The sequence below is a fragment of the Flavobacterium sp. genome (assembly GCF_021151785.1).
GTDB lineage: Bacteria > Bacteroidota > Bacteroidia > Flavobacteriales > Flavobacteriaceae > Flavobacterium.
The window spans coordinates 20,421-44,747 of the sequence record NZ_JAGKWP010000003.1; the positions used below are offsets into that span (position 1 = coordinate 20,421).

At 31.9% G+C, this 24,327-nt stretch carries 21 protein-coding genes; 4 read left to right on the plus strand and 17 right to left on the minus strand.

Annotated features, from left to right (window positions below):
• Positions 1-120: 120 nt before the first annotated feature.
• The 9 genes from QZ824_RS00670 to QZ824_RS00710 form a co-directional block, all read right to left on the minus strand.
• Positions 121-4,050, minus strand: a complete 3,930-nt coding sequence (locus QZ824_RS00670) for a choice-of-anchor J domain-containing protein (protein WP_291274120.1) — start codon at positions 4,048-4,050, stop codon at positions 121-123.
• Between the two features lie 169 nt (positions 4,051-4,219).
• Positions 4,220-5,413 (minus strand): enoyl-ACP reductase FabV, encoded by a 1,194-nt coding sequence (fabV, locus tag QZ824_RS00675; RefSeq protein WP_291274121.1) that lies wholly within the window; start codon positions 5,411-5,413, stop codon positions 4,220-4,222.
• 48 nt (positions 5,414-5,461) lie between these two features.
• On the minus strand, positions 5,462-7,114 hold the full coding sequence (recN, locus tag QZ824_RS00680) for a DNA repair protein RecN (protein WP_291274122.1): 1,653 nt from the start codon (positions 7,112-7,114) through the stop codon (positions 5,462-5,464).
• Between the two features lies 1 nt (position 7,115).
• Entirely contained in the window at positions 7,116-8,000 is an 885-nt protein-coding gene (locus tag QZ824_RS00685; protein ID WP_291274123.1) for a DUF4835 family protein, read from the minus strand.
• Complete coding sequence (gene coaBC / locus QZ824_RS00690) at positions 7,990-9,216, minus strand: bifunctional phosphopantothenoylcysteine decarboxylase/phosphopantothenate--cysteine ligase CoaBC (protein WP_291274124.1); 1,227 nt, start codon at positions 9,214-9,216, stop codon at positions 7,990-7,992. Before coaBC ends, QZ824_RS00685 begins: the two co-directional genes overlap by 11 nt.
• Before the next feature lie 20 nt (positions 9,217-9,236).
• Entirely contained in the window at positions 9,237-9,551 is a 315-nt protein-coding gene (locus QZ824_RS00695) for a DNA-directed RNA polymerase subunit omega (RefSeq protein WP_291274125.1), read from the minus strand.
• Positions 9,552-9,559: 8 nt separating this feature from the next.
• Positions 9,560-10,366: an outer membrane protein assembly factor BamD gene (gene bamD / locus QZ824_RS00700; RefSeq protein ID WP_291274126.1), complete on the minus strand. Its 807-nt coding sequence runs from the start codon at positions 10,364-10,366 to the stop codon at positions 9,560-9,562.
• Positions 10,367-10,453: 87 nt separating this feature from the next.
• A complete protein-coding gene (gene dapA / locus QZ824_RS00705; protein WP_291274127.1) occupies positions 10,454-11,332 on the minus strand; it encodes a 4-hydroxy-tetrahydrodipicolinate synthase in 879 nt (292 codons plus the stop codon).
• 2 nt (positions 11,333-11,334) lie between these two features.
• Positions 11,335-11,853, minus strand: coding sequence for a hypothetical protein (locus QZ824_RS00710; RefSeq protein WP_291274128.1), 519 nt, complete (start codon positions 11,851-11,853; stop codon positions 11,335-11,337).
• 46 nt (positions 11,854-11,899) lie between these two features.
• On the opposite strand from QZ824_RS00710, the gene QZ824_RS00715 reads away from it, so the two are divergent.
• Both QZ824_RS00715 and QZ824_RS00720 read left to right on the plus strand, forming a co-directional pair.
• Positions 11,900-12,685 carry a 5'-nucleotidase gene (locus tag QZ824_RS00715; RefSeq protein WP_291274129.1) on the plus strand — a complete coding sequence of 262 codons (786 nt, stop codon included), beginning with the start codon at positions 11,900-11,902 and terminating at the stop codon, positions 12,683-12,685.
• 9 nt (positions 12,686-12,694) lie between these two features.
• Positions 12,695-13,612 carry a bifunctional UDP-sugar hydrolase/5'-nucleotidase gene (locus QZ824_RS00720; RefSeq protein ID WP_291274130.1) on the plus strand — a complete coding sequence of 306 codons (918 nt, stop codon included), beginning with the start codon at positions 12,695-12,697 and terminating at the stop codon, positions 13,610-13,612.
• A 34-nt stretch (positions 13,613-13,646) separates the two neighbouring features.
• Here the strand turns inward: QZ824_RS00720 and ligA are convergent, their stop codons facing one another.
• From ligA to rpsF, 5 genes are all read right to left on the minus strand, one after another.
• Positions 13,647-15,638 carry an NAD-dependent DNA ligase LigA gene (ligA, locus tag QZ824_RS00725; RefSeq protein ID WP_291274131.1) on the minus strand — a complete coding sequence of 664 codons (1,992 nt, stop codon included), beginning with the start codon at positions 15,636-15,638 and terminating at the stop codon, positions 13,647-13,649.
• A gap of 3 nt (positions 15,639-15,641) precedes the next feature.
• The gene (locus tag QZ824_RS00730) at positions 15,642-16,118 is read right to left on the minus strand and encodes a DUF6495 family protein (RefSeq protein WP_291274132.1); all 477 of its coding nucleotides are present in this window, start codon (positions 16,116-16,118) and stop codon (positions 15,642-15,644) included.
• Between the two features lie 76 nt (positions 16,119-16,194).
• The gene (rplI, locus tag QZ824_RS00735) at positions 16,195-16,638 is read right to left on the minus strand and encodes a 50S ribosomal protein L9 (protein ID WP_291274133.1); all 444 of its coding nucleotides are present in this window, start codon (positions 16,636-16,638) and stop codon (positions 16,195-16,197) included.
• Between the two features lie 66 nt (positions 16,639-16,704).
• On the minus strand, positions 16,705-17,001 hold the full coding sequence (gene rpsR / locus QZ824_RS00740) for a 30S ribosomal protein S18 (RefSeq protein WP_041252071.1): 297 nt from the start codon (positions 16,999-17,001) through the stop codon (positions 16,705-16,707).
• Complete coding sequence (gene rpsF / locus QZ824_RS00745; protein ID WP_291274134.1) at positions 17,001-17,342, minus strand: 30S ribosomal protein S6; 342 nt, start codon at positions 17,340-17,342, stop codon at positions 17,001-17,003. The genes rpsR and rpsF overlap by 1 nt, the downstream gene beginning before the upstream one ends.
• 164 nt (positions 17,343-17,506) lie before the next feature.
• On the opposite strand from rpsF, the gene QZ824_RS00750 reads away from it, so the two are divergent.
• A complete protein-coding gene (locus QZ824_RS00750) occupies positions 17,507-18,205 on the plus strand; it encodes a LytTR family DNA-binding domain-containing protein (RefSeq protein ID WP_291274135.1) in 699 nt (232 codons plus the stop codon).
• Here the strand turns inward: QZ824_RS00750 and priA are convergent.
• Both priA and QZ824_RS00760 read right to left on the minus strand, forming a co-directional pair.
• Positions 18,202-20,640, minus strand: coding sequence for a primosomal protein N' (gene priA, locus QZ824_RS00755; RefSeq protein WP_291274136.1), 2,439 nt, complete (start codon positions 20,638-20,640; stop codon positions 18,202-18,204). The two genes, QZ824_RS00750 and priA, sit on opposite strands and share 4 nt — an antisense overlap.
• A gap of 20 nt (positions 20,641-20,660) precedes the next feature.
• Complete coding sequence (locus QZ824_RS00760) at positions 20,661-21,656, minus strand: NAD(P)H-dependent glycerol-3-phosphate dehydrogenase (RefSeq protein WP_291274137.1); 996 nt, start codon at positions 21,654-21,656, stop codon at positions 20,661-20,663.
• Positions 21,657-21,896: 240 nt separating this feature from the next.
• Here QZ824_RS00760 and QZ824_RS00765 point away from each other — a divergent pair, with 240 nt between their 5' ends.
• Positions 21,897-22,775, plus strand: a complete 879-nt coding sequence (locus tag QZ824_RS00765; RefSeq protein ID WP_291274138.1) for a nicotinic acid mononucleotide adenyltransferase — start codon at positions 21,897-21,899, stop codon at positions 22,773-22,775.
• Between the two features lie 67 nt (positions 22,776-22,842).
• On the opposite strand, the gene QZ824_RS00770 is transcribed toward QZ824_RS00765, so the two are convergent.
• On the minus strand, positions 22,843-24,009 hold the full coding sequence (locus QZ824_RS00770) for an iron-containing alcohol dehydrogenase (protein ID WP_291274139.1): 1,167 nt from the start codon (positions 24,007-24,009) through the stop codon (positions 22,843-22,845).
• Positions 24,010-24,327 lie beyond the last annotated feature (318 nt).

Genomic DNA, 24,327 nt, shown 5'->3' on the forward strand with positions numbered 1-24,327 from the left:
AAAGAACTACAAAACGAAAGGAATTTAAAAAATTTTAACTTTTTTTTGTAAAAAATGAATTTTTATAACAAAAAAGTCCCGATTATTAGTCGGGACTTCTCTGACTAACAATAAAGAAACTTATTGTTTAACTACCTTGATAGTATGAATCATATCGCCAGAAGTTACATTTACTATATAAGTACCTACAGCTAAATCAGCCATACTTACTTGAACATTAGTATCATTCACATTCTTATTAATTACTTGCTGTCCTAGTAAGTTAGTTACCTTAACATTTGTAATTGTAGAAGAGTAAGATAAATTCAACACATCTTTTACTGGATTTGGATAAGCTACAAAATTAGTAGTATCAAATGAAGATGTAATCAAAGTTGTATCAACAGTAAAATCTAAAGTAACACCATATGAACCACTATAACAAGGCGCAGGAGGAACTTGACCTGTATCCGCTGTACCAATTCTCATTCTATGTAACCCTGAAGGTGCTGTTAATGGCATTGTGAAAGAAGCATCAACCGTATTAGGAGAAGTTGAAGTAGATGCAATACCTGTTTTAACTAATTCTCCAGCATCATCAAAATCATAATCGTTATTAAAATCAATCCAAATATTAATATCATACGAGTATCCCGTAGAGAAAGTCAATTGAATATTAGCATTAGCTCCTGAATTAATAACATTTGGCGTTGCAGTATTATCAACATAGGTTACATCAGCAATTACATAAGGATTAGAACCTATTATTGCATTCGTTATCCCTGAACCATCATTTGAAGTTGGCACTGATGCACAATAACATCCATTAACAGCAGTAGTAAATGATTGTTCAACGCAACCAGTTGCTGAACCAATTGCATTGTAAGGAACTACTTTCCAGAAATATTGTGTGTTATAATTGCCATTAAAAGTATATGAAGTTCCTACAACTGGAGTTGCATTAGCTATATTTGAACCTCCTGATGTTGTTCCAATAGTAACGTAATAACCTGTCGCTGTAGACTCAGCAGCCCAAGATAAAGTTGTTGGAAAGTTTCCACAAGATGTATTTATTGTTGCTGTTAACCCAGTTGTACAAGCAGGTGGAGTTGATGGGGTTAGTTTCAATTCAAAATTATCAAAATTAATTCCATTAGGAGCAAAATCTGCAACAACATGAACCCCAAAAGAATAATCTCCTGAAACTGTAGGAGTAAATTGATGTGTAACTAATGTCCAAGCAGGGTTTTGATAACCTGTAACTGTAGATAAAGTTGTTGTCATACCTGTACTTGTTTGACTTGTACCTACGCCAACAGTAATATCATATCCAACTGTAGTGTCGTTAGTTCTAACATAATAGCTAAAAGTATAAGAAGTCCCAGCTGTCAATGAAAAAGTTGGTGTAAATGCCCAGCCATCTGTACCCCAAGTTCTTCTCAATGAATTAGCGCCACTATAAGCGGTTGGTGAAGTTGAAATTGACCAAGTACTAGTTACGTTTGTATATCCCCAACAAGAAGGGAAGATATTAGTACCAGTAGTCAATGAGTCAAAATTCTCTAACCAAGGTATAGAAGTAATTGGTAAACATGTTGTTGTAAAGCTTGTAGATGCCCAATTTCCAAAAAGTCCACCACCACATGAAGATCTCACATGTAGATAATAAACCGTTTGAGGCAATAAACTTGATGCGGCATAAAATGTTGATGTTGTTGCTGTTCCAGAGGTAGGTGGTGTCGGTGAAGTTGTTATTGCGTACTCATAACCAGTAGCTCCTGAACCTGACATGTCATTCCAAGATGTATTTGCAGTTGTTGCTGTCACACCACTAACAGTTAAACCTGTTTGATCAGGACACGTTGGCGATAATCTAATTTGAAAATTATCAATAAAAAATTCTAAATCAGCAGCTCCATTATTGGTCCCTTCTACAACACGATACGCAAATCTAACAGATTGACCAGCATAAGAATCTAAATCTATTACATTCGTTGTTCCTGTTGGTGCTGGTACATTTGAATTATTGTAAGTATACAAAACTGTCCAGTTAGTTGTTCCTGTTGAACTCACTAAAACTTCAACAAAGTCATCTGCTTCCCAGTTTGTAACAACTGTTGTTGCACCATAATTAGCTGCGGCAGCATCAAACTTAAGCTCATATCCAGAAGTCGGTATAGAATATTCAGGAGAAATTATCCAATCATTCGCAGCAGCCATCCAAATATTATAAGCAAAAGAACCTGTTGTACCTACATTTCCAAAACCATCACTGTAAAATCCATTTGTACCAAATGTAGCTGGACCTGTTGTCAAATCACCATTGTCGCCTTTAATCCAACATGCACTTGGTAAAAAAGTATTAAATGGTTCCAAAACAGGAAATGTTGTAACTGGAGCACATGCCGTTGTAAATGAAATTGGTCCAATCCAAGGACTAGAATCAGAAGAAGAACAATAAGATCTTACAAAAAAGTAATACGTTGTATTCGCTGTTAATGAACTTAATGCTACATAACTATTAGATACATCTGTACCAGAACCTGTTGGAACAGTATTTGTAGTTGAAAGCACATACTGATAACCTAGAGCAGGTGCTGATGAAGGTGCATTCCATGAAACATTTGCAGTGTAAGCAGTAATTGAAGAACTTACTAATCCAGAAGGCTCTGTACAAGTTGGGATATTTTCAACTGTAACGTCATCAACTGCAATATACCAACCATCAGCTGGAGCATTCTCTCTAGCAAAGGCAATATAAACTAAACCTGTGTAAGGAGTTAAATCAACAATATATTCAGTATAGGTTGTAGTTATCTGAGTTGTTGATAGAGATAATAATGTTGTAGTAAAATCAGGTATAGTTTTACCCCCTGTAGAAATTTTAACTTCTAAATTATCTGGCTCACCATTACTGTAATGTCTAACCCAAAATTTTAATCTCTTTGGAGTTGTTCCTAAATTAAACTGAGGTGAAACTAAGTAATCGTTATTTGATGTGGCATAATCCGTATATAATTGAGCTGATTGACCACTTCTAGGTATTGTAGTACCATTCAAACTCCAAGAATTAGCATCTGCATTTCCGTTAATAACAGACCAACATGCCTTTGAAGTAGAATCAGTATTAAAAGTCTCTAGAAACGGATAAGTATTAACAGCTACACAAGCTGTTGTAAAAGAAATTGGACCAGCCCAACCGCTAAAAGAACCACCACAATTAGTTCTAACAAATAAATAATAGGTTGTATTTGGTAATAAACTAGAAAGCAATGCATAAACATTAGTTGTTGCAGTACCAGAACCTGTTGGAGCAGTACTTGATGTAGAAACTGAGTATTCATAACCCGATGCTAAACCAGATGTTGATGAATCCCAAGACACATTAGCTGAATTAGATGTAATACCAGAAGAAACTAAGTTCAACGGAGCTAAACACGAAGCTAAATTACCAACTGCTACTAACAATGGTCTAGAAGTTGAAACACCTCCATTAAAAGTTGGTATAGTAGCAATTGTACAAGGCGAAGCCTCTGTATCACTATAAAAATAAGCTGAACCATTGAAAGTTAATGTTGAATTAGCACATCTAACATTTTCTGTGTAAGTTCCAGTAGACACACCACCACAAACCTCAACTATAATATTTGAAGTTCCATCCCATACAAAAGGGGTTGACAAAGTAAACATATTATTGCCTGTTGCGCTAGGCGTGAAATCTGTTGGACCATAAACAACCGAAGCCCCGGTCTCAAAAGTTGAAGTCAAAACAGTCGAAGTAGTAGACTTCATCGAAATTTTATAACCTTCTTCAAGCGTACTTACCCCAATACTTGTGACAACCCAACCTAGTTCTGTAATTGGTCCTGCCACCAAACCCGCAGCGGACAATTCAGATGCCAAATAAAGATATTGAGCCCTACCTGTTTTGTAATAATCCTGTAGAGGTGAAGGATATCCCGTAGTAGTATTTGGTGTTCCATCATCTACACCCACAATTACCGTTCCAGTCTGAGCATTTAACTGCCAACATGCGAAAAGAACAAATAACCACAAAGTAAATTTTTTCATATTTTTTTTATTTATATGTTAGTATTTGTAAATATACTAAAATATATACATCTAAAATAAATGAAAACATTAACACCAACTCAAGTATCGACAAAATACTTTTTTTATCGATAAAAAACAAAAAAACCTGATATTATTATCAGGTTTTTAACAAATTTACTACAATTTGTTATTTATTTATACTTGGTATGAGAACCATCTCATTAGTATCAGCCTTGTAATCAATAGTATCAAAACCAAAACCAAATAAGTTTAAAAATCCTTTTCTATACTCCTCTAAATCACCGTTTTTAGCTAAATTTTCAGTACTAATTGATTGCCATAATTGAGCAATTTCTGCTTGATAATGTGAACGCATTTCCCAATCGTCAATTCTGATTCTGCCTTTCTCATCTGTAGGAATTGAAGAACCTTTAAATAATCGGTCTGCATATAAACGTTGCATTTGCTCAATGCAACCTTCATGACTTCCATCCTTCTTCATAATTTTAAATAATAAGGACATATATAAAGGAACTACTGGAATAGCAGAACTAGCTTGAGTAACTAAAGCTTTATTTACTGAAACATAGGCTTTACCATTAATATCTTTCAAATCCTCCGTAATTTCAAAAGCTGTAGCCTCTAAATGATCTTTTGCCTTACCTATAGTTCCTTTTCTATAAACAGCTTCTGTTACTTCTGGACCAATGTATGAATAAGCGATCGTCATTGCTCCATTAGCAAGCACACCTGCTTTTTTCATCGCATCCATCCACATAGACCAATCTTCTCCCCCCATAACAACTACTGTATTATCAATATCTTCTTGAGTTGCTGGCTCAATACTTACGTCAGAAACAACTCCTGAATGAAAATCAACTGTCTTATTAGTAAATTTTGCTCCGATAGGTTTTAATGTAGAACGATGTAAAACTCCTGTCTTTGGATGCATACGCACTGGTGAAGCCAAACTATAAATTACTAAATCTACTTGTCCTAAATCTTGTTTTATCAAGTTAATAGTTTGTTGCTTAACTTCATCAGAAAAAGCATCTCCATTGATACTTTTAGCATATAAACCTGCCTTTTCTGCCTCAATTTCAAGAGCAGCTGAATTATACCAACCAGGAGTCGCTGTTTTACCAGGCGCTGGTTCTTTCTCAAAAAACACACCAATAGTTGCTGCATCACAACCAAAAGCACTTGTAATTCTTGATGCTAATCCAAAACCTGTGGAAGCGCCAATAACTAGTACTTTTTTAGCTCCATTTATTTTCCCTTTTGATTTTACGTAGTCAATTTGATTTTTTACATTTTGCGCACAACCTTCTGGATGAGCCGTCAAACATATAAATCCACGCATTCTTGGTTCAATGATCATATTCTTCGTTTTGTTTAGTTGTTCAAATTTTAAGCAAAAATACAATTATTAATTTAATAACGTCTTTGCATGATTGATGGCAGATTCCGTTAATTCTTTACCCGATAACATTTCTGCAATTTCTTTTATACGCTCTTCTTGTGATAAAACTACTATTTTTGACAATGTAGTTAGACCTTCATTATATTTAAAAACTTTGTAGTGCTGATTTCCTTTTGCTGCGATTTGTGGTAAATGTGTGATTGCAAAAACTTGCCTTTTAGCACTCATTCCTTTCATTATATCTCCCATTTTTAGAGCTATTTCTCCAGATACCCCGGTATCAATTTCATCAAAAATTATAGTAGGTAGTTTGGTATAATCAGCTAAAATTGATTTTATTGCCAACATAATTCTAGACATTTCTCCACCTGAAGCAACTTTTTTTATTAATCCAAAATTAGTTCCTTTATTTGCAGAGAATAGAAGTTCAACAATATCCTTTCCCGTATTCAAAAACGTCTCAGATGGAATTAAATTAATTTGAAATTTAGCATTTGGCATACCTAAATCTGTTAAAATTTCTTCAACCTTAATAGTCAGTTTAGGAATAGCCTCTTCCCTATTTTCTCTTAATACTAAAGCAATTTGACTAATTACCATTTCTTTTGTAGCTACATCTTGCTCTAGCTTTTGAATACAATTACTTAAATCTGAATTTCTATTAACCGTTATAGAAAGTGATTCTTGAATTTGAATTAATTCTTCTATTGAAGCAACTTGATGTTTCTTTTGTAAATCATAAATTGTCTGCAATCGAGAAGACACATAAGCAATTCGTTCAGGATCAAATACAACTTTTTCAGCAAGCATTTGACTTGTTTCAACTATATCTTCCAATTCTATCAACGTTGATTGAAGTCGCTCAAATATTTCCTGATAACTACTGGAAAAATTTGTAATTTTAGAAAGCGCCTGTTTAGCATCTTTTAAAATTGAAATAAAACCAATCTGTTCTTCATTAGCAAAAGCAACCAATTTATTTAAACTTTCATTAATCAACTCAACATTATTCAAACTTTCAAGTTCACTTTCTAACTCTTTTTGCTCACCTGATTTAAGCTGAGCTTGTTCTAATTCATTTAATAAGAAAATATTATAATCTTGCTCTTTACTATTTTTGTCGCGTTCTATGAGTAAATTTTCTAACTCCTTCTGAGCTTTTTTATAGTATGCTAATTCTAAAGTGTACTGCTTGAGTAATTGAGAGTTATCCCCAATAGCGTCTATAATAGCCAATTGATAATTTTGTTGTTCCAATTCTCTTGTTTCTTGCTGAGAATGAATATCAAGCAAATGCTCTGCAAGTAGTTGCACTTCTGCTAAGTTTACAGGAGTATCATTTACAAAAGCTCTAGATTTCCCTGAAGGAAGAATCTCTCTTCTTATAATTGTAGTATTTTCATAATCTAATCCTTGCTCTTCAAATAAAGGAATAAGATTATACTTTTCAATTTGAAAAGTAGCCTCAACTACACACTTTTTTTCCTTATCTTTAAGAGAAGACAAATCAGCTCTATTCCCCATTATCAATCCAAGTGCCCCTAAAAGAATAGACTTTCCAGCTCCTGTTTCACCAGTAATAGTAGAAAATTGATTAGAAAAATCAATTTCAAGATGCTCAATTAAAGCATAATTTTGAACAGACAAAGATAAAAGCATATTACCTTATTTTATTCCATTTTGAACCATTAAGAGGTGAAATTGATTTCAAATTCTCTGTTAAAACTGTTAAATCCACTACAGGTCCACCTGTAAAAATTGAAACAATTTCATCCGTTTTTGCATCAAAGAAAGTTCTTGCAAGCAATGAATTTGGTCTAACTTTATGCACTTGATAGAGAATGTCAATAGATTGAATAATACCTTGTTTACCCTGTTTAACATCCAAAGCCATAACATCTAATCCTTTTATATGATAAAAATACATAGCTTCTCTATAAGCATCAAATGTATTTGACATTAAATCTGAAATTAAATTAAAACGATTTTGCTTTTTTCCTGTTTGAACCCACCCTGCATATCCACTGGACTGAGCAACGTTTGCAATATTTAAAGCTTTTTGAAAGTAATCGGTTCCTCCTTTATTTGAAAAAGTATCCGCATCCGAACCAATAATTATATTTGCATAAAAAGCACCTATTGACAACAAATTAGAGGTAAATGAGTTTTGATCAAAAACAAAATTTTCTGATTCTATGTATCTAAAAGATACTTCCTTATCATTCAAATTCAAAACAGGTGAGGTGTAATTAGAATTAAAAACAGGTCTTGATGAAGTAATTTGCATAGTTGCTTCAAATTCATTACTATTAAATGAATTTATAAACAAGAAGAAGGAACAAGGAATTCTTTCATTCATTTTCGTTTCCTTTTCTGTAAATTTAGTATTATTTAAAAAATCAGAGAATTGCTTTTCTAAAGATTTAAATATTTGACTATTCACATTGGTTATTTTATCATAATTAACCACAACTGTAGCCTTTAGTTCTTGTGCTGTAACAATTACAGCAAAAAAAAGGGTAAAAAACAATAATTTAAGCTTCATATTTTTTTACAATTAGGTTAATAATATCATCAGCCACAAGTTCTTTAGCTTTCAATTCGTTCTCAAAAATAGTAAAATCTTTATCAATAAAGGTAACTTTATTAGTAGGTTTTCCAAATCCAGCACCTACATCATTTAAAGAATTCAAAACAATCAAATCTAAATTCTTCTTAATGATTTTAGCTTTTGCATTATTTATTTCATTATCAGTTTCTAAAGCAAAGCCAACCAAAAATTGGTTCTTTTTAATCTGCCCTAAAGAAAATAAGATATCTTTATTCTTCTCTAATTCAATTACAAACGTATCTTCTGCCTTTTTTATTTTTTGTTGAGCAACATTTTTCGGCTTGTAATCTGCAACAGCAGCTGCAGCAATAACTACATCTACAGCGTCAAAATATTGGTGGCAGACCTCATACATTTCTTGAGCAGAGGTTATACGTATGATTTGTATAAGATGATTTTCTACATTCAAATGAGTAGGACCAGTCACTAATATAACTTCAGCACCTTTGTTTGCAGCAGATAAAGCTATATCAAAACCCATTTTTCCTGATGAATGATTTCCAATAAATCGAACTGGATCAATAGCTTCATAAGTTGGTCCAGCTGTAACTAAAAATTTTTTTCCTCTTAAAGGCAATTTACTAGCCAAATCTGCTTCTAAAAAAGAAACTATATTTTCAGGTTCAGCCAATCTTCCTTCACCACTCAATCCACTTGCTAATTCACCACTTTCAGCTGGAATCATCGTATTACCAAACTCTTGCAATTTTTTAAAATTTTCTAAAGTCGAAGGATGCTTATACATATCCAGATCCATCGCTGGTGCATAATATACTGGACATTTTGCTGATAAATAAGTGGCCATTAATAGATTATCACAAGTACCACTTGCCATTTTAGACAAAGTATTGGCAGTTGCCGGAGCTATTAACATTAAATCTGCCCACAATGCTAACTCAACATGATTGTTCCACACGCCTTCTTTGGTGTTATTGTCTTCATCAAGTTCTTCGTAAAAAGTAGAGTAAACAGGATTTTTAGATAATGTAGCTAAAGTTAAGGGTGTAACAAAATCTTTAGAAGCAGGTGTCATTACAACTTGTACCTGAGCACCTGCTTTTATGAAAAGTCTAACCAATGTCGCAGTTTTATAAGCGGCAATTCCACCAGAAATACCTAGCAAGATTTTTTTACCACTTAAAACAGACATGGGTAATTAATAATTTAAAATTATTTAGAAGCTTTATAATAAATCTTACCTTCAAGCCATTCTTGTACAGCTAAAGCGTGAGGCTTAGGTAATTTTTCATAAAATTTAGACACTTCTATTTGTTCTTTGTTTTCAAAGATTTCTTCTAAACTATCATTATAAGTAGCAAACTCATCCAACTTATCAATCAACTCTTTTTTAATTTCAGAATTAATTTGATTGGCTCTTCTTGCCATGATAGTGATGGCCTCATACACATTTCCTGTTGGCTCTTCAATAAGAGATTTATTGTAGGTTACTGTGTTTACTGGAGCACTTGTTTTCTTTAAATCCATGATAATGATTAATTTGTATATTGTTTTAACTCTCTATCTACTGTTTCTAACATTTTGTTCGCTTGATCTAAAAATTTAGTATCAGCTTTATATTTAATCAAATTGTTATATAAATTTTTAGCCTCATTTAGACGCTCCAACTTCTTAGCTGGTACTGACAAAACTGCCATTTGATAAGATGAACTAAATTTATAAAATAATGCATCCTCTTTAAATTTTGTTCCTGGAAAATCTAAAATAAAATTATCAAAAGATTTTATTGCTGTATTATAGTTGTGAAAATACTCACCAGTAGTATAATATTGTTTGGCTATTTCAAAAGCTTTCAACTCTAATTTTTCATTAAGCTCTTTTACTATTGCATTAGCTTTTGGTAAAAATTCAGAGTTAGGATATTTATCTGCAAATGCTTGCAACTTATCCAATGCTTTATACGTATCAACTTGATCCAAACTGTAAATTGGGGATAATTTTGCATAGCATTCTGCTCCTAAAAAAGCCGCCTCAGCTGCATGTATACTTCTAGGATAGTTTGCCGCAAAGCTCTCAAATTGATATCCCGCAGAATAAAATTGTTTTGTATTGTATAATGCTTTAGAATACATAAAAAAAACTTGTTCAGCATTAGGCTTTCCACGCATAGTTGTAGCATATTGTTCAAATAAACGAATAGCTTTAGCATATTTTCCCTTCTCATATAATTTAGTGAACACTTCATTCTTAAAATCAACTTGATCTGATTTCAAGGCCTTTTGATATTGGCTACAAGAAGTTAGCACCAATAAACTAAAAAGAATGTAAATATATTTCGTCATATTTTTAATAAGTAATCCCTCCTTTGATTTTGACCAAAAAAGCAACGGCAAAGGTAGATATATTTTTAAGTATTGCAAAAAGATTTTTTAGTTCAATTTTTTTATGAAATTTTGAATTCGTGATGACAAATTTTCATCTACATTAACTAAAGGTAAACGAACTGTATTTTCGGAAATCCCCAAATGCATAAACACTTCTTTTATTCCTGCTGGATTTCCTTGCTCAAAAATCATGTCAATTGAATCTGCTAGTTTATAATGTAATTTATAAGCTTCATCTACTTTTCTATTTAAACCTAAGCGAACCATCTCAGAAAATTCTTTTGGAAAACCTTCCCCAATCACTGAAATTACTCCTGCTCCTCCTGCAAGTACCATTGGTAAGGTAATCATATCGTCACCTGAAATTACCAAAAATCCTTCTGGCTTATTTTTAATTAATTTCATAGCTTGAACAATATCACCAGCTGCTTCTTTTACTCCAATAATGTTTTTAAAGTCATTAGCTAGTCGAATTACAGTACTTGGTAACATATTACTTGATGTTCTTCCAGGAACATTATAAACAATAATTGGTAACGGAGATACTTCTGCTATAGCTTTGAAATGTTGGTAAATTCCTTCTTGCGTAGGTTTATTATAATAAGGTGAAACAGAAAGAATAGCCGTAAAACCGGTAAAATCTCTTGTCTTCAATTCTTCCAAGACATGCTGTGTATTGTTACTCCCCACACCTAAAACTAGAGGAACACGCCCCTTATTAGCTTCTTTTACTGTTTCAATAACCATTTCTTTTTCAGCTGAAGACAATGTTGCCGTTTCTGCAGTAGTACCCAAAACGACTAAGTACTCTACCCCTCCTTCAATAACATAGTTAACTATTCTAGTTAAAGCTTCTGTGTCAACTGAAAAATCTTTTTTAAAAGGTGTAACTAACGCAACACCTGTTCCCATTAATGATTGCATGATTATATTTTTTTTAGTATTTTTAAATATTTGTATAACTCTATAACAAAATCTTTGTATTGTTCCGCTGGCAAATTTACCATAAAATGGTGAACTCTTTTATCAATAGATTGAAAACCTACTTTAAAATTAGCTTTTGACTTTTTAGAAATCAATAAAAGAGCTGGCTTCTCAATATCGTAATAATTAATCAATAAATCAAAATTCTGATTAACAAATTGGATAACAGACTCACTTTTAATTATCCCTGACCAAGAAATGTCTTTATTAAAAATATATTGTTTATTAGATGCCAAATTCTTTTTCTTTTTATCAAGAAAATGAAGTACTTGAATTTTATCTTCTTTAAAACCAATTTTTACTAATTGATCAATCAACGCTGATGTTTCTTTAAAATATGTTTCATCAATTACTATTCCAATAGATTTAATTATATGCGAATGATGCTGGAGTTGATGTTTCTCTAACCTTTTATTAATCGTTCTTTTAAGAAAAAAGTTTTTAATTATTCTTGAAAACATTGTATTTTTACTTCCTGCACAAAATTAACGTAATCTAACGGAAAATATGATATTCAAAAGTAAAAATAGTATTCCACTTCACCTATTTTTTGTTACAATTTTAACATTAAACCTTTTTATTTCTTGCAAATCCAGTCATTTAACCAATTATAAGATTGATGGAAAACAAATTCCAATAACTGATACTTATAACTCGGATAAGTCTATTGATTCTTTTGTTTCACCATACAGAAATCACATTAATAAAGATTTAGACATTGTACTGTCTTATTGTCCAGAAACGTTAGATAAAAGCAAAGGTGAATTTCAAACCAATATTGGTAATTTAATTGCAGATGCTTGTGTAACAATAGCAAATCCGTTATTTATTAAAAAAGAAAAAAAAACGATTGACGGAGCAATATTTAATCATGGAGGCATTCGTTCAATCATTCCAAAAGGCAATATCACTAAACGAACAGCTTTTGAAGTAATGCCCTTTGAAAACAGCTTAATTGTTGTAGCTTTAAAAGGTGATCAAATTTATGAACTAGCTAATTATTTTGTAAAAGAAAGGAAACCTCATCCATTAAATGGAATTCACATTACTATTGACAAAAACAATTTGGTTAACCAAGTACTTATTCATAACGAGCCTGTAGACCGAAAAAAAACCTATTTCATTTTGACTTCAGATTATTTAGCTAATGGCGGAGATAACATGTCTTTTTTTCTTAAAAATGAAGAAAAGTTTGACTTAGAATATAAAATGAGAAATGTTCTGATTGATTATTTTGCCTCACACAAAACAATTGAAGCCGATCATTCAGAACGAGTAATTAAATTACAATAAACCAAAATCATGCAAAGAAGATCATTTATAAAGAATACAGTAGCAAGTTCAGCATTAATTGGATTAGCAGGTACCTCACTAAGTAGTTTTTCAACTTTATCAGAAAAAAAAATAACTATTTTACACACCAACGACGTACATAGTCACATTGATCCTTTTCCAGCTGATCATCCTAAAAATCCAAATATGGGTGGCGCTGCCAGGAGAGCTTCTGTAATTGAACAAATAAGAAAAGAAGAAAAAAATGTTTTACTTCTAGATGCTGGTGATATTTTTCAGGGCACTCCTTATTTTAATTATTATGGCGGTGAACTAGAGTTTAAAATCATGAGCATGATGCAATATGATGTTGCAACAATGGGAAATCATGATTTTGATAATGGCATTGATGGTTTTTATGCACAACTACCACATGCAAAATTTGATTTTGTTTCTGCTAATTACGACTTTAGAAATACAGTTTTGAACGGAATAGTAAAGCCTTATAAAATCATTAAAAAAGACGGTTTAAAAATCGGAATATTTGGTTTAGGCGTAGAATTAGAAGGTTTAGTTGACAAAAAATGCTACAAAGAAACCAAATACAACAACCCAATTGAAATAGCAACTGACATCAGTAAAAAATTAAAAGAAGAGGAAAAATGTGATTTAATTATTTGTTTATCGCATTTGGGATACCAATATAAAAATGAACCCGAGAAACCAAGTGATGTAAAATTAGCCCAATCTACTAAAAACATCGATTTAATTATTGGAGGTCATACCCATACTTTTTTAGACAAACCTATGCTATTTAAAAATGTAGAAAACAAAAATGTAGTTGTAAATCAAGTTGGAGCTTATGGTATTAATCTAGGTAGAATAGACTTTTATTTAAGTGATGATCAAAAATACATTGGACAAGAAAAGAACATTACACTTTACTAATGTTCTTTTCTTTCAAAATTTAAAGATTTAACAACTATGCATTTATCATTTTTTTGAATTCAAATTCTGTAATGATAGGAATATTTAATTGATTGGCCTTTTCTAATTTAGCAGGTCCCATATTTTCTCCAGCAATTACAAAATCTGTTTTTGAAGAGATTGAGCTACCTACTTTGCCTCCATAATCCTCAATTAACTTTTTTAATTCATCTCTTGAAAACAATTGAAAAACACCTGAAACAACAAAAGTTTTTCCTTCTAAAATTGAAGAAACCTTAGAAAAATCTTCTTTCATTTCAAATTGAATTCCGAAACTTTTTAAACGAGAAATAGTCCTTTTATTTTCTTGATTTTGGAAAAAATCCATCACACTTTGCGCAATGCGTTCTCCTATTTCATCTACAGTAACTAAATCAAGTAAGTCTGCTTGTATTAAAGCGTCGATAGTTCGATAATGTTTAGCCAATTTTTTCGCAACTGTTTCCCCAACATATCGAATACCTAATGCATACAATACCCGTTCAAAAGGAACTGTTTTAGATTTTTCTATCCCATTAATTAAATTATCGGCAGACTTTTCTGCCATTCGATCCAAAACAACAATATCTGCTTTCTTTAATTCATATAAATCCGCATAATTTTTAACCAAATCGGCTTTATACAACAAAGCCACCGTTTCCCCTCCCAATCCTTCAATATCCATCGCTTTGCGAGTAATAAAATGTTGAATTCTTCCTATAATTTGTGGCGGACAACCATAAAAATTAGGGCAGTAATGTTGTGCTTCTCCAGGAGTCCGAACTAATTGAGTATTACATTCAGGACAATGTGTAATGTATTGAGTAGACTCTACTTGATTTCCTCTCTTGGCTACACCAATAATTTTCGGAATGATTTCGCCTCCCTTTTCAACAAAAACTTCATCTCCAATACGAATATCTAATTTTTCAATTTGGTCCGCATTATGCAAAGAAGCTCTTTTAACAATGGTACCGGCTAATTGAACAGGTTCTAAATTAGCTACAGGTGTAATAGCTCCTGTTCTTCCTACTTGATAGGAAATTGAGTTCAAAATTGTACTAACTTGTTCAGCCTTAAATTTATAAGCTATGGCCCATCTTGGTGATTTTGCCGTATAACCTAATTCATCTTGAAGATGTAAATCATTTATTTTAACAACTACTCCATCCGTTTCATAAGGCAAATCATGTCTATGAACATCCCAATAATCAATAAAATCAAAAACTTCTTCCAATGAATGTACAAGTTTACTTTGTTTTGGCACTTTAAAACCCCATTCTGCGGCTTTTATTAAACTTTCATATTGAGAATTTAAATTCAAATTTGAGCCAACTAAACCATATAACAAACAATCTAGCGGTCGTTTTGCTACTTCTGCACTATCTTGTAATTTTAAACTTCCTGATGCTGTATTTCTTGGATTAGAATAAGGCATTTCGCCAATTTCAATTAACTCCTGATTCATTTTCTCAAAACCTTCCAAGGGTAAGATAATTTCACCTCTAATTTCAAATTTATCAGGGAAAATTCCTTTTAGTTTTAAGGGTACAGATTTTATAGTCTTAATATTATTAGTTACATCATCGCCTTGAAAACCATCGCCACGAGTTAATGCTCTCTTTAATTTACCCTTTTCATAGGTAATACTTATGGAAGCACCATCATATTTTAATTCACACGTAAATTGCAAAGGTACATTACCTAATATCTTTTGACATCGATTGACCCAATCTTCTAAATCTTCGCGAGAATAAGAATTGTCTAAAGAATACATTCGAAACTCATGAGGAATGGTTTCAAAATTCTTTGTTATTGCCCCACCTACTCTTTGTGTTGGAGAAAATTCATCAAAATATTCAGGATGTTGATTTTCTAGTTCTTGTAATTGTTTTAGTTTTAAATCAAATTCATAATCCGTTATAGTAGGATTATCCAATACATAATAGTTATAATTATGCTGATTCAATTCCTCTCGTAATGCTTTGATAGTTTCTAAAACATTCATGGTTTATGCAATATTAATTAAGGCAATTAATTTGGAATACAACTCTCCTTTACTAATGATTCCTCCATTTTCAATAATTTTGAAAATTTCTTCGTTACGATTATTACTAACCTTTTTTTTCCCCGACTGAATAGTAACCTCATTAGAAAATAAATTCTCACTTAACCATTGAATACCTTCAGCGGTAAAAAAATCAACTTCATCTTTTGTAGTATTGACAATTATTGATTCTAAATATTCTGAATGGCATTTAAAAAGGAAGATATAATTTTTAGAAAAATGGTCTATAAATTTGACATTTGTCAAGGCTTTATCCCAAATTAAATCAGAAAAAACATCAACCTCTTGCATAGCTACTTCTGGTTTATTTGCTTTAATTTCGTCCCATTCCTTTTTATCGATAGATTGAGTAGCAAGAAACGTAATAAATTCTGGATGTAATTCTTCTAATTGTTCTTTAGTAAGACGCGTATATTTCATAATTGCTAGTTAGTAGGGTAAAAATAAAAAAAAGTCCCGACAGAATCGGGACTTTTACAATTTATTTTAAAATCAATTAAGCTTTTTCAGCAACGATTTCATATGGTAATTCAACAATTACTTCTCTGTGTAAACGAACAGTAGCATTGTATTTACCTGTTCTTTTAACTAAACCACTAGTGATAAACTTTCTATCGATTGAGTGACCAGCAGCTGCTAATGCAGAAGCAATATCAGCATTAGATACTGAACCGAACAATTTTTCACCACCTGCTTTAGCAGAAATTTTGATTTCCAAAGCTTTTAAAGCATCAGCTAAAGCTTTTGCATCTGCAACAATTTTAGCTTCTTTGTGCGCTTTTTGCTTTAAATTTTCAGCTAATACTTTTTTAGCTGAAGGAGTTGCTAAAACAGCAAAACCTTGAGGAATTAAATAATTACGACCGTATCCGTTTTTAACTGTAACGATATCGTCTTTAAATCCTAAATTTTGAACGTCTTGTTTTAAAATTAGTTCCATGTTGTTGTCCTTATTTATAGAAGTTAGGTTCCAAGAAACGGAAACCAACAACTGTTATTTTTTAAATTATTTTAATAAATCAGCTACGTATGGCATTAAAGCTAAGTGACGTGCTCTTTTTACTGCAACTGATACTTTTCTTTGGTATTTTAAAGAAGTACCTGTTAATCTTCTTGGTAAAATTTTACCTTGCTCGTTTACAAACTTCAATAAGAAATCTGGATCTTTATAATCTACATATTTGATTCCAGATTTTTTGAAACGGCAATATTTTTTTTGTTTGTTTGTATCAATGTTTAAAGGAGTAAGATATCTGATATCTCCTTCTTTTTTTCCTTTAGCAGATTGTTCGATTGACATGATTAGTTTGCTTTAGTTTTTAATTTCTCTCTTCTTCTTTCAGCCCAAGCTACTGCATGTTTATCTAAACTTACAGTTAAGAATCTCATTACTCTCTCATCTCTTCTAAACTCTGTATCTAAAGCCGCGATTACTTCAGCAGGAGCTTTAAATTCAAATAAAGTGTAGAAGCCACTTTTCTTGTGTTGGATTTCATAAGCTAATTTCTTTAAGCCCCAATCTTCTTTAGCTACAAATTGAGCCCCTTTAGAAGTAAGAAAATCTTCAAACTTACTTACTGCTTCCTTTACCTGAACTTCAGATAAAACGGGATTCAAAATGAAAACAGTTTCATAATTTTTCATGTGTATTATTTTTAAATTGGGTGCAAAGATACTTTTTTTTATCAAATCAACAAACAACTCTGTAGAAAAATATTTTGTAAGACATTCTAAATACTTCTTTTTTTTTAGTATTTTTAAAAATAAAACATTATTTTAGCAAAACAAGTTAAAAACTGCCCTACCTTATGAAATTAAATACAATTGTTGTAGATGATAGCGCCATTCAAAGAATTACAATAGCCAAATTGATAACGGACCATCCTCATTTAAAACTAAGTGGTGATTTTTCTAATGCACTTGAAGCAAAAAGTCATATTTCAAACCACGAGGTAGATTTAATTTTTTTGGATATTGAAATGCCTCATATTTCTGGTTTTGACTTATTGGATGGGTTAAAGGTTAAACCTCAAATTATAATTATAACATCTAAAGCCGACTACGCTGTTAAAGCATTTGATTATTCCGCTACTGATTTTCTCCAAAAACCTATAAAAAAAGAACGCTTCATACAATCAGTAAAGAAAGCAGTTGAAATGTATCATTTGAAACACGACACTCATTCTGACGATAATAATGCTCATATTATCATAAAAAGTAATTTAAAAAAAATCAAGGTAAGTATTCCAAAAATCAAATGGATTGAAGCATTTGGAGATTATATTAAAGTGGTAACCTATGATGAAACACATTTGGTTCTTTCTACCATGAAGGCGTTTGAAAGTGAATTACCAAAAGAACAATTCCTTAGAATACATAAATCATATATTATCAATTTGGATAAAGTTGAGCGTTTTAATAGTAAATATGTAGAAATTGATGGCGAAAAAATTCCTTTAAGCAGAAATAAAAAAGAAGAAATCATTACCATTCTTGAAAATTATTAATAATCTACATTAAGTGTTAATTTTATAGCTCTATACTGCGGAACCGCATCAAAACTCATCAACACTTTAGTGATGAGTTTTTTTGTATTAATTAAATTCGTGTTATTTGGAATTTTAATCAATATTGTTCTTATATATTCATTTCGAATTCGATTCACTACAGGTTCTTCTGGACCTAAAATAGGAACAGCCAAATGTTGAACTAACACATTATACAACCACGTACTACCATCTTTTAATTTTTCATAATCTTTATTTCGCAATTTAATTTGTATCAATCGATAATACGGAGGGTATTTGAAATTACTACGTTCATATAGTTGTTCATTAAACATAGCAACATAATTATGATTTACCACTTGCTGAATTGTATTATGAAGCGGATTATAGGTTTGTATAACTACACTACCTTTTTTTTCCTTTCTCCCCGACCTTCCTGCTACTTGAACCATCATTTGAAATGCCCGTTCATAAGCCCTATAATAAGGCTGATTCAATAAATTATCCGCGTTTAAAATCCCTACGAGTGTTACATTTTCAAAATCCAATCCCTTTGCCAACATTTGAGTACCTATTAAAATATCTATCTCCTGATTTTTAACTGCATCAATTAATTTTTCAAAAGCAAATTTCCCTCGAGTTGTATCTTGATCCATTCGGGCAATTCGCTTTGTAGGAAACATTTTTTTTAACTCTAATTCAATCTGCTCTGTACCAAAACCTTTCGTAGATAAATCAAGTGAATGGCATTGATGACAGTGAGTAGGTTTAGCAATATGGTATCCGCAATAATGGCATTTTAAGGCATCTCGAAATTTATAATATGTAAGGCTAACATCACAATTAGGACATTGGGGCACGTGCCCGCAGGTAATACATTCTATATACGGAGAATAGCCTCTTCGATTTTGAAACAACATGATTTGTTCACCATTTGCTAGTGTTTCTTGCATGCGTTCAATTAATTCATCTGAAAAATGGCCATCCATCCTTTTTCTGAAATACTTATCTTTTAAATCAATTAAATGTATTTCGGGTAAAACTACATTATTAAATCGCTCATTTAACTCAACTAATCCATATTTAGAAGCCTTTGCATTAAAATAAGATTCTATACTTGGTGTTGCACTGCCTAACAATACTTTTGCTTTATGCATTTTTGCCAACACAACGGCTGCATCTCTAGCATGATAACGTGGAGCAGGATCTTGTTGTTTATAAGTAGCCTCATGCTCTTCATCAACGACAATTAATCCTAACTTTGAAAAAGGTAAAAACAAAGCACTTCGAACACCAATAACAACTTTAGCCTTATCAGATTGCTGAAGTACATGTTGCCAAACCTCTACACGTTCATGTGAATTATACTTAGAATGAAAAACAGCTACTTGATTACCAAAATAAGCCGTTAATCGTTGAACAAGCTGTGTCGTTAAAGCAATTTCAGGAAGCAAAAACAAGACTTGTAAATCATTAGATAAATAGGTCTCGATTAACTTAATATAAACTTCTGTTTTTCCAGAAGCTGTAACTCCATGAAAAAGAGTAACATCTTGATTTTTGAATGACTTTTGAATATTTTTGAGAGCAACATCTTGTGCTTGACTCAGGTGAATGGTATATGCCTCTTCATTACTAAAAATCACCCGATCTTGATTTAAAAAATATTCAACGAAAATTCCTTTTCCAACAAGATTTTTTAAAACAGCTGAACTCATACCTGAAGACTCTAACAATAATTTAGACAAAACAGGTTTTCTTTCTTTTGCAAATAATTGGAAATAATGCATAACCAATTCCTTTTGCTTCTCGGCCTTCCCTAAAACTTGGAGTAATTCTTGTAATTGATTAGCTTGTAAAAACTCATCATGCAATTTAATGTACTTCACCATTTTTGGCTTATATTGTTCTTGTACTTCTTCATTCATTAACAATAAGCCTTTTTGTAGCAGACTTTGCACAACTGGGATTACTTTTTTACCATTTAAAATTTTGGAAACTTCTGCAATTGTAATTGAAGATTGATGTTGTAACGCTTCTAATACCAAATACTCTTCATCTGTAACTTCCTGATGTTCAAAAGTTTTTTTTTCTGCTGTTAGAATAGTTTCACTTTCCAAAATTAAAGCCGATGGCAATGCTGATTTATACACTTCTCCAATAGAACACAGATAATAAGAGGCAATCCACTTCCAATGTTCAAGTTGAATAAGAGTTACAACTGGTGTATCATCTATTATTTGTTGAATGTCTTTAGGTTCGTATAATTGTGGTGGTATTTGATGTTTTTCAACTACTAATGCCGTGTAAACTTTACTTTTTCCAAACGGAACAGCTACGCGCATACCTGGCAAAATGATTTTATATTCTTCCTCATTTACTGCATAAGTAAATGTTTTATCTAACGCCAAAGGAAGAATAACATTGATAAACATAATTTGAGGCTAAAACCTATTTAATTCAATTGATCCGTTAACTTCTTAAATACTTCTTTTGCCTCTTTACCTTCATACAACACTTTGTAAACCGCGTCGATAATTGGTGTTTTAGCTTGATACATTTGGTTTAATTTATAGGCGCTTTTTACTGCATAATAGCCTTCAGCCACCATACTCATTTCCATTTGAGCTGATTTCACAGTGTAACCTTTTCCAATCATATTACCAAACATTCTATTTCTTGAAAAAACAGAATAACCTGTAACTAATAAATCTCCCAAATAGGCAGAATTATTGATATTACGTTTCATTTTGTGTACTTTTTTAATAAAACGCTTCATTTCACGAATGGCATTACTCATCAATACGGCTTGAAAGTTATCTCCATAACCTAATCCGTGAGCAATCCCAGCAGCAATAGAATAAATATTTTTCAAAACCGCAGCATATTCAGTACCAATGATATCATCTGTAATCTTAGCTTTAATATAATAACTACTCACGTTTTGGGCTACATATCTTGCTCTCTTTTTATCTGAACAAGCAATTGTTAAATAGGACAATCGCTCCATTGCTACTTCTTCTGCATGACAAGGCCCTGTAATAACTCCAATGTTTTCGTAAGGTATATTAAACGTTTTATGAAAATGTTCACCAACAATCATACTTGTTTCTGGAACAATACCCTTAATAGCAGAAAAAATAGTTTTCCCTTCTAAACTAACCGTCATTTTTTCTAGTTCTCCACTCAAAAAAGCTGAAGGAATGGCAAAAATTACAATATCTGCAAATTGAACTGCTTCATTAATATCATTCGTTAAAAGTAACTTATTGATATCAAAAGCCACAGAACTTAAATAATTAGGATTGTGCTTTTGGTGCTTTAAATGTTCTAAAGCATAGGTGCTTCTCATGTACCAAGCAATTTGTTCTTGATTTTCACATAACATTTTTGCAATAGCCGTTGCCCAACTACCGCCTCCTATAACAGCAAATTTTGGTTTATTTTCCATGTTTAAAAAAAATGAACCTCAAAAGTACACATTTCATTGACAATGACAAAAAGCTAAACCAAAAATCAATTATAAGAACAGCATAACTAAAGAATATCATCTCGCGTTTAAATTTTCAAATGCATTCTACTCTCAAATAACTTCTTAACCATTAATCTATCCTTTTTGTTAATGAGTTGTGAATATCCCTTTTTTGGCACAAGAGTTGGACTTCACATTTCAACCTTAAATGTGAAGCTTATGAAATCTGTAAAATTACTTTTAATCATAATTATTTCTTCAGTTATACTTACATCATGTACGGTAAATGTTCATGAAGACACTAATATAGATAACAACATTTCTTTACCTCAACTAATGGAAAGATACGATTTATGGTATATTGACTACGCTAGAACCACAGGAAATGGAGATGTCCCTTTTTTATCTCGCGCATTCACTATTTCATTTTTAAGTGGTGACTTATATGCTAATAATAATTTAGTTGGAATTGGTTCAACTGGAAATGGATTTGGAGTTGCCATTGGATATTATTCTTATTCTCCTAATACCATTCGTTTTCACCATTCAATTTATGGGTTTTATGAACTAGAAGTGTATCAATTGAGTCCGAATGAAATCAAATTATATGACCGTTATCAAAACACGACTTATTATTTAATGGGGTACCAAAGAAACGCTTTTGATTATGATCGTGTTTTTTATGACAACATTCATTATTTCTTACAAGAATATGTTGCCTGGGAAAAAGTGAGTACAATAGGTGGTACAACAAATGCTTTTGATTATGAAAACTATTTAAAATTTATGGCTGGTGGAAGTGACGATACCTTTAAATCATCACAAGATTTTAATGTGAGTAATGTAAACTCTATTTTTTGGGATTATACAGGGCAATACAACATTTTGAATGTTCCTGGCAACTACTATACCAAACGATTAAACTTATATTACAACAACAATGATTATGAAACTTTTAAGATAACAATTGTGAATGATGGAAAAATAAGATTGCTTCACGAGAATTCTGGCACGATTTATGAATTCATTGGTAAAGGATTTATTCCAATTATGCGAGAAGGTATAAAAAGAACCAAATCTGAATCTCTAAAGAAGTAGTTTTTTCAAATATAGTTAGTTTAGTTAGTTTGAAAAAGCCCGATAAATTTTATCGGGCTTTTTTAGTTTAATAACTCATTTCAACAATTTCTCTAACTTTATCAAGTGTAATGTTTTGTCTTTCACCCATAGCTAGCCAACCACGTTCTTCAAAACGTTGCACAACTATATCAGCCGTTTTTTGGATGTCTTCTGCATTTTCAGAAAGTTTCGTTTTCATACCCATTGTATGTAAGAACTCCACTGTTTTTTCAATGGCTTTTTCTGCAATTTCTTCAGTTGATGCACCTGTTAAATTCCAAACTCGTTGTCCATATTGAGCAAATTTCTCTTTTTTAGAATCAAACATCACTCGGTATAAATTTGGACCAATAATAGCTAAAGTTCTAGCATGATCAATTTCATACAACGCCGTTAATTCATGTCCAATCATGTGTGTAGCCCAATCCGAAGGTACTCCTTTTTGAATTAATCCATTCAATGCCATAGTCGCCGACCAAACAAAATTAGAAGCCAACTTATAATCTGTTGGGTTTTCTACAACACCTGGACCTATTTCAATTAAGGTTTGTAAAATACTCTCTGCTATTCGATCTTGTAAAAGCGCATCATGTGTATATGTTAAATATTGTTCCATTACATGTGTAAACGCATCTACTACGCCGTTTTGCAATTGTCTTTTAGGCAACGACTGAATAACGGTTGGGTCTACAATAGAAAATTTTGGAAACAAGGCCGCACCTCCAAGGGTTAATTTTTCTTGAGTAGCTTCAATAGAAACAACTGCACCTGAATTCATTTCAGAACCAGTTGCCGGCAAAGTTAATACCGTACCAAATGGCACTACTTCATTTACATCCTTGAACAAGATTCTTTTCCTTAAGATATCAGCCTCGTCCCCTTTGTAATTCACAGCAGCAGAAATAAACTTAGTACCGTCAATAACACTACCACCTCCAACAGCTAAAATAAAACCAATGTTTTGTTCGCGAATAATCTGCACGGCTTTCATTAAGGTTTCAAAACGAGGATTAGGTTCAATACCCGAAAATTCGATGATTTCCGCTGTTGGCAAAGCGGCTTTTACTTGATCGTACACCCCATTTTTAAAAATACTTCCTCCCCCATACGTTAGTAATATTTTCACATTATTAGGAACCAACTCACTCAGTTTAGCAATTTGTCCTTTTCCGAAAACATAGTTTACCGGATTGTATAAATCAAAATTTGTCATAGCACTTTATATTTAGTTGCACAAAGGTACTAAATGTTTGTATGTACAAATGATAAAGGAATGTTAAGAATTGAAAATCAACATTAGTAAAATAATAGAAAAAATTAATCCAATAACATTAGTATAAATTATCTTTTTTGAATTAGCAAACTTATTTTTATAAAAATAATAAATGCTAAAAAGTGCAATGATTAAATAGATTGGGTATGAAAACATAATAAAAATTGCGACACCTAATCCTCTATCTGTATATCTTCCTTCGACTTGTGGTGTGTTAAGTAAAATTAACATCATGATATACGAAAAAACAAGTAAACC